The organism is Variovorax sp. M-6 (genome assembly GCF_052114385.1).
Lineage (GTDB): Bacteria > Pseudomonadota > Gammaproteobacteria > Burkholderiales > Burkholderiaceae_C > Variovorax.
This window is the reverse complement of sequence record NZ_JBFREQ010000112.1, coordinates 1-689: the sequence shown is the minus strand read 5'-3', so window position 1 is coordinate 689 and position 689 is coordinate 1. Positions and strand designations below refer to the sequence as shown.

Annotated in this window: 1 protein-coding gene; it reads left to right on the top strand. The window is 69.4% G+C overall.

All coding sequences use genetic code 11. The features are described from left to right. The coding region (locus tag AB4Z46_RS35375) for an electron transfer flavoprotein subunit alpha/FixB family protein (protein ID WP_442288218.1) at positions 1 to 689 on the top strand (689 nt) is incomplete at both ends.

The window sequence follows — 689 nt, the reverse complement described above, 5'->3', positions numbered from 1 at the left end:
CCGCCCAGGTGGTGGGCGTGGCCAAGGTGATCGTCGCCGACAGCCCGAGCCTGGCCGAGAACCTGGCGGAGAACGTCGCCGCCCAGGTGCTCGCGATCGCGAAGAACTACAGCCACATCCTGTTCCCGGCCACGGCCAACGGCAAGAACGTSGCGCCGCGCGTGGCCGCCTTGCTGGACGTGGCGCAGATCAGCGACATCACCAAGGTCGACAGCCCCGACACCTTCGAGCGTCCGATCTACGCGGGCAAYGCGATTGCCATCGTGCAGAGCAGCGATGCGATCAAGGTGGCGACYGTGCGCACGACGGGCTTCGATGCGGCGGCGGCCACCGGCGGCAGCGCCGCGGTCGAGACCGTGGACGGCGTGGCCGACTCCGGCAAGAGCAGCTTCGTCGGAAGGGAAGTCACCAAGAGCGAGCGCCCCGAACTGACCGCGGCCAAGATCATCGTCTCGGGCGGCCGCGCCTTGGGCAGCGCCGAGAAGTTCCAGGAAGTGATGGCGCCGCTGGCCGACAAGCTCAACGCGGGCCTGGGCGCCAGCCGCGCGGCGGTGGACGCGGGCTACGCGCCGAACGACTGGCAGGTGGGCCAGACCGGCAAGATCGTGGCGCCGCAGCTGTACATCGCCGCCGGCATCTCGGGCGCGATCCAGCATCTGGCGGGCATGAAGGACTCCAAGGTGATCGTT